This is a genomic window from Crateriforma conspicua, from assembly GCF_007752935.1.
Classification (GTDB): Bacteria; Planctomycetota; Planctomycetia; order Pirellulales; family Pirellulaceae; genus Crateriforma; species Crateriforma conspicua.
The window spans coordinates 6,116,101-6,125,661 of record NZ_CP036319.1 but is presented as its reverse complement, the minus strand read 5'-3'; the positions used below and the strand labels follow the sequence as shown (position 1 = coordinate 6,125,661).

Here is a 9,561-nt window from a genome sequence, read left to right as displayed (position 1 = left end):
GAGTCCACGATTCGAAGTCTAATCGGGCACCGCTTTGAAGCAACGAAAAACGCCGCTAGGCCTGGGGTTAGGTCGCCTCTGGGCGACTTGATCCGGTCTTATCGAACCGAACGTCTGTGGCGATTCGATGGCCTGTGTCGACGGAAAGTTCCTTCGCGACGCGGCCGGACCCTCATTTCACATCTCTATTGCCACTGGCGACGCGCCGTTGCTACCGTCGCGCCCGAACCCGAATCGCCCCTTTTTTGCCGCGTGGACGTTCCCCCGATGACCACCACCGCCATCACCACACGACCTTCGGCCACGTCCGACACCGATTTTCAGACCGGCCGGTCGAATTGGCTCAACGGCGCGTGGGTGTTCACTGCCTTTGTTGCGGGGTGCCTGGCCGCCTGTTTGACCGGGTGCCAGTGGGCCAGCAGCGGTCAAAATGCCCAGGGAGCCCGTTTGTATGAGCAGGGCCAATACAGCGCGGCGATGCAAGAATTTCAAAAAGCGATCGCCAGCGACCCGGCCAATCCGGACAGCTACTACAACCTGGCCGCCGCCGTTCACCAGCAAGCCAAGCAACGCCAGGATCCGGAGTCGTACAAGCAGGCCGAAGCCCTGTACAACCAGTGCTTGGACCACAATCCCAACCACGTCGAATGCCATCGGGGCTTGGCAGTGCTGTTGGTCGACACCGGCCGGCCGGACCGTGCTTTCGCCCTGCTAAAGAACTGGGCGGCCCGAAATCCGAACTATTCCGAACCGCGAATCGAAACGGCTCGGCTGTATGAAGAACACGGCGAACCCCAGACGGCACTGAAATATCTGGAGGACGCCGTGCAGTTGGACGCGAACAACCCCAGGGCATGGTTGGCCCTGGGGCGGCTGCGTGAATCGATGGGCGATCCGACCCAGGCCCTGCAGAATTACCAGCGGGCCTTGGCGATCAACGGCGCCCAGCCGCTGGTGGCCGAGCGAGTCGCGGCACTTTCACGCCAGATCAACAGTGCCCAGGACGCCGCGTTGTCGCAGGCGGGGACCCGGATGGCGACCACCCCGGACTTTTCGACCCAGCGCTACTAGGGGCTTTCCGAACGACTTCGATCGACCGCGGATCTCGGGATGCCGCTGTCCAGCGTTCGGTCACCACTGGACGACTTCGCCGCCGGCAATTGTCAGCATGCCTTGCAACGTTTCGGCATCGACTTTCGCCCGGTCCAGCACGACGGCGGCCCCGTCGAACATCAGCACGGGGACGGTGTCGCGGTCGCCAAAAAAGCTTTCCACCAAGCGCTCGGTGTCCAATTCCCATAAACCGGGCCGTGTCCAAGGCACCGCTTGATCGGCGGGTGCCACCGCCAACGCGATCGTATTGCTGGTTCCGTCGGTGATCGAGCGAAACGATTTGGATGCGGCAGGATCGTCGTACATCGAACCCGGGATCACGGGGATCCGAATGTTGGTCATCGGGCCGTCATGATCGGGCGTGCCGAAATTCGGGACCGCCGTTTGGGTCACTTTCCGATTGACCTCCGAATCCCAGGCGGCGTCGCGCTGGATCGCTTCGTACAAAGCTTGCTGTTCCAAGAACGGCAGCAGCTTGACCCTCCAGCTTAGCAATTCCCCGCCATCATCCGCACGAATCGCCGCGTCGGGAAACGCTTTGAAAGCGGCGTGATGGTTGTGCATCGCCAGGCCGATCTGCTTCAAGTTGTTCATCGTCCGCAGACGCATCGAACGCTGATTCAGGTTGCCCACCGCCGCAGCCAGTTGCTCGATCAGCACGTCCGGCGAGGTCTGGACGATGGCTGACGGACCGTCGGTCGACACGGACCAGCGGTCGTCGATCCAATCCAAGCTGGATCGCAAATGCGTCAGTTCATCGGCGAGGGTCGTTGCGGCATCCGCGTCGGCGGTTTCGATTTCGATCACCGTGTCGCCTTGGGGGGGCAACGACAATGCGATGCGAGCCGATTGGACCACTCGGACCCACTGCGCCGGTGACAGCTTTGAAGGGAGACTTTTCAGGGGTTGCTGAGGCCACATCGCCGCCAACGTTTGACGCATGTCATTGGGCAAGGCGATCGCCAACTGGCTGTTCTCGTCGTCACCACGAATCAGGTCACGCCACCGGTCCGAACCGTCGGTTGCACCGGAGTCGATCGCAGGCGTCCAATTCTTGACCGTTGTGGCCGGGCCCAGAATCAGCCAACCGGAATCGACGTTGGCATCAAACTCCGTTCGGCCATAGATGCTTTTCCACAACGGTTCAATCCGCTGTCGCACGGAATCGGGATCGACTGTCTGAATCAGAACGGTGGCAACGCCACGCAGCATGTCTGACGTGTGGATCGCCAAGTAAACGTCGGTGCATCCCAGCGAGCGTAGTTCGGTGACAAATTCATCAATCCTTTTTGCCATCGGTGCAATGTCGCCGACGTCCACCGATGCGGCATCAGCGATCAAGCGACCGGTGGCGGCCGCGTCCAGCGTTTGCAGATTCAGCCGTGCCGCGGCAATGATTTGATCGGACCAGGGAACATCACCGGATGCCTGGGCCGGCGCTGGATTGTCGAAGACAGCAAGCGATGCAGCCAAAACCAGCAGAATTCGGGAAGGCGCCGCCGAGGCGGTACGAAAGGGGGTCCATCGTTTCATCGGTTTTCATTCCGCCAATTGGAGTTCGAAAGTGGTTTCATTGTCGTTGGAATACCGTGCGGTTCGTTCGATCGTCGCACGGTTGGGGCTCTTGCGTTGGTAATTGAAAGGCCCCGGACGCAGGCCATCGGGAAGGGCGGGCAGATACAGATCATCCAACTTCGATGGCAATTCGCCATGTCGAGCCGCATGATCGCGAATCGCCTGCAACGTCACGGTAAAGTGGTGCGTCTGTTCCAGCCGACGAGACGCCTGATCGACGGCACGCAACGCCGGTGCAATGGCTTGTAACAGCAGGTGTGCCGGATCCGGTTGGGAATCAATTGATCGATTGCCATCGGTCAGCGAGCTTTCAGATTGCTGCAAATGGTCGCTTCGCATGGCGCGGGGCAGGCTGTACCACTTGTAATAGTCGTGGATGCCGCGTCGCAATTTCAGGGCGGTCGCTCTTAACACGCATTCAACCGATTCCAGTTCATCCACGCGGTCGCCCCATTCCGAAACGCTGCGGAGATACTCTCGTGACGATGGCCCCATCGTTGCGATCATCAAGCCACTGACCACGCTGGCCTCGGGCGTTTCTTGCAGGTCGAATCCCGTGTCCAGCATCTTGACCACGGCGGCAAACTGTTGGTTCAGTTCGGCCAGTTTTTGTCGCGATGCTTCGCCGCCCATGGGGTGATCGGGATACCTGCCGGCATCGGGCAAAACCTTCAAGACGGCGAAGGCTTCCTTTTCCGCAGTTCGTTTCAGTTCAAACAGTTCCGCGGGAACCGCATTGAGTGCCCAGTAGAAGTTTGGGCTATCGCTGACTTCGCTGGCTTCTCGCACCAGTCGAAGCGTTTGTTCCTGGATCGCCACGGACACCAGTTGTGCCACCAGAAAGTCGCTTTGCATGCCGATCATGTCGGCCAATCGGTACAGCGTCCGCACGGTGCGGTCGAAATCGTTCCACCGATGCTGATTGGCTTCCAACCGTCCACGGATCAACAAGAACCGGCACAGCGTCCGCGATTCTTGGACTTCCGGCAGCAGCAGTTCAAACGTTTCGGTCAGATTCATCTGGTCGGTGGCCAGTGGGTAATCGAAACGCATGAAGTTTGCCGCGCGGTCGATTTCCGACAGCACCGATTCGTGGTACGAAAGAAATTGCTGCATCTCTTCCGCATGTTCGGGCTGCCAGGGAGATTCGATCCAACGCTCGATTCGCTCGTCGGTCAGCACGCCCGGGTGAACGTTGTCGCGGCTGTGTTGCGTGTGCTGAACGGTCATCAACACGGCACGCGACAACAATCCGGCCGCATTCGCGTCACGCTGATCGTTGGGCGAAGGCCAGAATCGATAGCGCAGTGCCGGGTCGGGTTCTTTGGACGGTGTGATGCGAATCAACGTCGCATCATCCGCGAATGCTACGCCGGCTGGGCCGCAGACCAGCCAAGCGATCACCGCCACAATCGTTGCGGTGCGAACAGGTTTTTGCATCGGAGGGCTCCGGGGCGCGGGACAAGGGGGAAAGGGATGGGGGACAAGGGCCAGTGAGACAGTCAGCATGCGCAGTCAAATTGGCGGCTCGGTCAATCGGCGGTTCGGTCAATCGGCCGTCCGACCGGCGAAGTCCAACACTCGCGTCAGGCCGTCGACGACACGCAGGTTCGCGGCCGGCCGGTTGACCGATTCGCCGCGGGGAACTTGACCACTGCTGGTAAAGCGGACGTCTTTGGATGACACTGCGCCCCGTGGTGCCAACATGGCTTGCGGATCATCCAATCGAGAAAGGTTCAACCGGCTGTGGCCGGTTTGCATCGTCGACGCCAAGCGAATCGAATCCGAAAACATCCATCCGGTATTCGATCCGGCGATGACCGGGCGGTTGCCGGTGTCGCTGACCGTTTCCGTCGAAACGACCTGGCGTCCGGGGCGGGACGACCCATCGGAGGCATTGGTGGGTGGCGCGATCTGGGCGTTTTGCATTGTGGGAACACCACGAACGGCATCGGCGTTGCCACGCCACTGCCCGGCCGCGAACGCGCCCACTACAACGGCCAGCCAAGACGCGGCCACCGCAATGCGCCGGATAACCGGGCGATGCGAATCCTTCACCGGGAAAGCGCCGGACACCGAGGCGCGACCCGCTTCGAAACCGATCTGATACAGGCGTCGGCTTTCGCCATCGGGGCGGGGCAGGGGGGCAAAGCTTTGGCGCAACACGCGTGCGAAATCGCGTTCGTCATCGGATGCAGCGGGATGGTTCACGTGGTGTCTCCGGGGCCAAAAGGGTTCTTAGGTGTGCGATGCCGTGCTGGTACTGTCGATGCGTGCGGCTGCGTGATTGACCCAGCACGCCTGCGATTTGTCGAAACGTCATGTCGCCCCACCATCGCATGACGATCACTTGACGTTGGTCATCGGGCATCGTCCGCAGGGCATCGGTCAGTTGTCGGGGATCGATATCAATCGCCACGGAATCGTCGCGGTGGACCAGCCACGTCATGCGGGCATAGTCGTTTTCTCTTTCACGACGTCTTTGTCGGCCGCGTCGCCACATCAGCAGGCGATTGCGAATGATTCGGGCCATCCACGCCACCGGGTCGTCGGGCGGTTGTCCGCGTTTGGCCAGTTCGATGAACGCTTCCTGGACCGCGTCATCGGCGCCGCCGTCGCTGACCAGCGGATCCATCGCACGAGCGATCAGCATCAGCCGATCACGGTGCGTGTCCCAAATCCGGCATATTTGTTCAGCGTCCAAACGTCTTTTTCCACAAGCGTTTTGTCGTCGGGGGCACCCCAAGGATGCCGCCAAAGCCCGCTTGTCCCAAAAAACGTTGCCAAGAAACGAAGATTTCCCGCCTCGTCGGGGTTCCGCCTGGTCTGGGACGAAACGGACCGTGCGGTCATGATAGGCGACTTCCCTTTGTCATCTGATTTGTCGACCATCCCCCAATACCCACCGATGACCGAAGCAAACGCCCCTGAAACCAACGCCCCGCAAACCAAGTCGATGGACAAAATCGTTTCGCTTTGCAAGCGACGCGGGTTCCTGTTCCAGTCCAGTGAAATCTATGGCGGCGTCCAAGGATTTTGGGACTATGGACCGCTGGGCGTCGATCTGAAGCGGAACCTGAAGGAAGCTTGGTGGCAGGACATGATTTGCGGCCACAACGAGCTGAAGCAGCCCGCCGGTGCGCCGTCGACCTATGAAATGGTCGGTCTGGATTGCACGATCATCATGCACCCGCAGGTGTGGAAGAACAGCGGCCACTACGATCTGTTCCACGATCACATGGTGGACTGTCGTGAATCCAAAAAACGGTACCGCTTTGACCAGGTTCGCGGTCGCGAGGTCACCTACCAAGATCGGACGATCTTCGTTTCCACCTTGGCCGAAGCGGAACAGGAAGAAGATGACATCCGCCGCCGCGGCATGAAGTTCTTCAAGCTGCGGAACAAGGACGCGGACAAGATCACCGTCGGCGGCGAATCAATCACGATCGACAAGCTGGACAATACGGAAAACGTCCTGGGACCAGACGCGAAGACCCTGGGCACGCTGACCGAGCCGCGTGAATTCAACTTGATGTTCAAGACGACACTGGGGGCCTTGGGCGGCGAGGACGATGTGACGTTCCTGCGACCCGAAACGGCCCAGGGCATCTTTGTCAATTTCAAGAACGTGTTGGACAGCAGCCGGGTGAAAGTGCCCTTCGGCATCGGCCAAGTCGGCAAGTCGTTCCGCAACGAAATCACGCCGCGAAACTTTACGTTCCGCAGTCGTGAATTCGAACAGATGGAAATCGAGTTCTTCTGTCACCCCGACCAGTCACAACAATGGTATCGCTATTGGCGGGATCGCCGCATGAACTGGTATCTGTCGCTGGGCATGGGATCGGAATCGCTGATCATGCGCGAGCACGATCCGGAGGAATTGGCTCACTACAGCGTCGGTACCGCGGACATCGAATACGCATTCCCGTTCTTGCCGCCGGGCGAATTCGGCGAATTGGAAGGCATCGCCCACCGTGGCGATTTCGACCTTCGCAGCCACATGGAAGGCAAGTTGGATCCGGCGACCAATCCCATGACCGTCGAATTGAATGAACATGGAAAGCCCAAGTATCGCGGCAGCGGCAAAGACCTGACCTATCGTGACGAAGCGACGAACGAAAAATTCATCCCGCACGTGATCGAACCGTCCGCTGGTGCCGATCGCGGCGTGCTGGCGTTCTTGTGCGAAGCGTACACCGAAGACCAACAGCCCGACGAAAAGGGCAATCTGCAAACACGCACGGTGATGAAGTTGCATCCCAGGTTGGCGCCGGTCAAAGCGGCCGTCTTTCCGTTGGTCAAAAAGGACGGGATGCCCGAGATCGCGCAGGACTTGTATGGCGAACTGAAGAAACACTTCAACGTGTTCTACGACGACAAAGGCGCGGTCGGGCGTCGTTACCGGCGTCAAGACGAAGCCGGAACGCCCTACTGCATCACGATCGACGGCGACACGGTCAGCGATCAAACCGTGACGATTCGCGACCGCGATAGCTTGGAACAGATCCGCGTCAAACTGGATGACGTCGTCGACACGTTGACCAAGAAGATCGACGGCTGATTCGACGTGGCGTAACGAACAACACGCCGGGCGATTTTCGAGAAAACTTTTGTCACGTTGGTCGCCCGAGATACGACCTATAGGCAGACAATGAATCCTGCCAGCTGCTTGGTCCGCTTTCTCGGGTGTTTTGACCGTGACAATCAATCCTGACACGACCCTGCAATCTTTGACCGTCGACCAATTGGTCGTCTCGGCTCGCCAGGGTGATCGGTCCGCATTCGGCGTCTTGGTCCAACGCCACGCCGCAATGGTGACCGGCGTGGCGTATAGCATTGTCGGCGACTTTGCCCACAGCGAAGACGTGGGGCAGGAGGTGTTTCTGGAGGCCTGGCAGAAACTGTCCGAATTGTCAGATGCGTCGCGATTCGCCGCTTGGGTCTGCTCGATCGCCCGGCACCGTGCGGTTGATGCGGTGCGTCGCCGTCGCCGCGCGACCGATGTGCATGCGGCCGAGAGGATGCCGCCGGAAATTGCCGACGGAGGCGAAAAACATGATCCCGTGTCGGATGACGAACGCCAGGCGGTCGTTTGGGCAAGTTTGGATGCGCTCCCGTCCAAGTATCGCGAAACGCTGGTGTTGTACTATCGCGGCGGGAAGTCCGTTTCGGAGGTAGCGGCGGCATTGGATTTGTCGCAGGCCGCAGTGCGTCAGAGGTTGGCTCGGGGCCGCAAAATGCTGCGACACGAAGTCGAATCCGTCATCGATCGGACTCTGCGCGGGACGACGCCGGGTGTGGTGTTTCTGGCCGCAGTGTTGGGCAGTCTGCCCGGTAATGTTGCGGCGGGTGTCGCGGGGATAGCGGCTGGGAAATCGTCCGCTGTCGGTGTGGCGGCCACATCGGCCAAGGTTCTAGGCACCGGAACGACAATCTCCGGTGCGATCTTTGGGTTGTTCGGCGGCTTGGCCGGTGGCGCCTTCGGCGCTTGGGTCAGTTACCGCAATGCACCCTACACAACACAGAAACTTCTGATCGTTCGCTTTTTACTGCTGTCCGTGTTTGCTTTGGTCGTATGTGCGGCCATGCTGATGTGGCTGGTGGGGCAACGTTCGGGACCTGTGCCGATGGACGATGGACGATACGCAATTGCGTTGTTGGGTCTCATTCTTACGATGCAGCTATTGTTTTTTGCAGCGTCTTGGTGGGGCGCGCGTCGTTTTCGGCAACTGGGTGATATCGCGCGCAGCGAAGGTCGGGCAATGGATCCCGTCGCGTCACGACGTCTGGCGGGGATCCGCCGTGCAGAGTTTCACTGGTCCACTCGGAATAGGTTTGCGGGTCGGCCATGGGTCGATGTTCGATTCGGCCCGGTATCCCACGATGGGCGGGTTGCCCCAACGGACGTCGCCAAAGGTTGGATCGCGGTCGGCGATCGCGCTGACGGATGGCTGATTGCCATCGGAAACCGGGCACGTGGCTTGATCGCCTGCGGCGGGTGGTGTTTTGGGGGGCTGACGATTGGCGGATTCGGGATCGGGGTGATCCATTTGGGCGGACTGGGCGTGGCGATACTCAGCATCGCTGGGCTGGCGTTTGGAGGGATCGCGATCGGTGGTATCGCGGTCGGTTGGTACAGTTTGGGCGGGCTGGCGATCGGCAAAGCCGCGCTGGGAGGTGCGGCCTTTGCCAGCCATGCGGCGATTGGCGGGGTGGCATGGTCGGCCGGTCAAGCGAAGGCGAGGCTTGACGAAAGCACGGAGGCCGGTGGGGCGGACTTGGAACGTCTTGAGATGTGGCGACGCTGGACCGAAAACGGGCTGCCGACGCCCTGGGCCGACGTTTTGCTGCTTACCGGCGGCGGAATCTTGTTTGCGTTGGTCTTGCTCAAGGTCATTGCTTGGCGACTGGCCATGCGTCAGGCGGTTTTGACCGGTCGAATCGATTCAAAACACCCCGCGGTTGCTTCGACGATCAACGACGCGCTGGCCTTTTATGGATCACTCATCGGTTGCAGCGTTTGGGTGGTCGGAATTGGTTTTGACGTCGCTTCGATAGCGACGGCTACCGCCGGATTGATACTGTATTTGGCGGCCGCTGCAGTGTCGTTTTGGACGGCGCGATACGACTGGCCTACGCAGCGGCTGGGACGAGCGTTTGCGGTTTCAATCCTTGCGGCAGATTTGGCGACCACCACCGCACTAGGGATGAGTCATTCGATCGATGGCTGGGAACGTTCCGGCGGTTTCAGTTGGTGGGCTTACCTGGGGCTCAGCCAGATTGGATACGTCGCCCTAGCAATCTTGGCATTGGTGTTAACGCAGACATCGGTCACACGATCAATTGCACCGGAGTCAACGTGCGGCTGATCGT

Annotated in this window: 7 protein-coding genes; 3 read left to right on the top strand and 4 right to left on the bottom strand. The window is 59.9% G+C overall.

Annotated features, from left to right (window positions below; genetic code table 11):
• The first annotated feature begins 267 nt into the window (after positions 1 to 267).
• The gene (locus tag Mal65_RS22490; protein ID WP_174820195.1) at positions 268 to 1,071 is read left to right on the top strand and encodes a tetratricopeptide repeat protein; all 804 of its coding nucleotides are present in this window, start codon (positions 268 to 270) and stop codon (positions 1,069 to 1,071) included.
• A 60-nt stretch (positions 1,072 to 1,131) separates the two neighbouring features.
• Here the strand turns inward: Mal65_RS22490 and Mal65_RS22485 are convergent, their stop codons facing one another.
• The 4 genes from Mal65_RS22485 to Mal65_RS22470 all read right to left on the bottom strand — a co-directional run bounded on the left by Mal65_RS22485 (position 1,132) and on the right by Mal65_RS22470 (position 5,392).
• The gene (locus tag Mal65_RS22485; RefSeq protein ID WP_145302934.1) at positions 1,132 to 2,646 is read right to left on the bottom strand and encodes a DUF1559 family PulG-like putative transporter; all 1,515 of its coding nucleotides are present in this window, start codon (positions 2,644 to 2,646) and stop codon (positions 1,132 to 1,134) included.
• Between the two features lie 6 nt (positions 2,647 to 2,652).
• Positions 2,653 to 4,128 (bottom strand): hypothetical protein, encoded by a 1,476-nt coding sequence (locus tag Mal65_RS22480; protein WP_145302932.1) that lies wholly within the window; start codon positions 4,126 to 4,128, stop codon positions 2,653 to 2,655.
• Between the two features lie 108 nt (positions 4,129 to 4,236).
• On the bottom strand, positions 4,237 to 4,899 hold the full coding sequence (locus tag Mal65_RS22475) for a hypothetical protein (protein ID WP_145302930.1): 663 nt from the start codon (positions 4,897 to 4,899) through the stop codon (positions 4,237 to 4,239).
• Positions 4,874 to 5,392 carry a sigma-70 family RNA polymerase sigma factor gene (locus Mal65_RS22470; protein WP_145302927.1) on the bottom strand — a complete coding sequence of 173 codons (519 nt, stop codon included), beginning with the start codon at positions 5,390 to 5,392 and terminating at the stop codon, positions 4,874 to 4,876. Before Mal65_RS22470 ends, Mal65_RS22475 begins: the two co-directional genes overlap by 26 nt.
• Before the next feature lie 252 nt (positions 5,393 to 5,644).
• Here Mal65_RS22470 and Mal65_RS22465 point away from each other — a divergent pair, with 252 nt between their 5' ends.
• Positions 5,645 to 7,249: a glycine--tRNA ligase gene (locus tag Mal65_RS22465; protein ID WP_145305130.1), complete on the top strand. Its 1,605-nt coding sequence runs from the start codon at positions 5,645 to 5,647 to the stop codon at positions 7,247 to 7,249.
• A gap of 136 nt (positions 7,250 to 7,385) precedes the next feature.
• Positions 7,386 to 9,557: an RNA polymerase sigma factor gene (locus tag Mal65_RS22460; RefSeq protein ID WP_145302924.1), complete on the top strand. Its 2,172-nt coding sequence runs from the start codon at positions 7,386 to 7,388 to the stop codon at positions 9,555 to 9,557.
• Positions 9,558 to 9,561 lie beyond the last annotated feature (4 nt).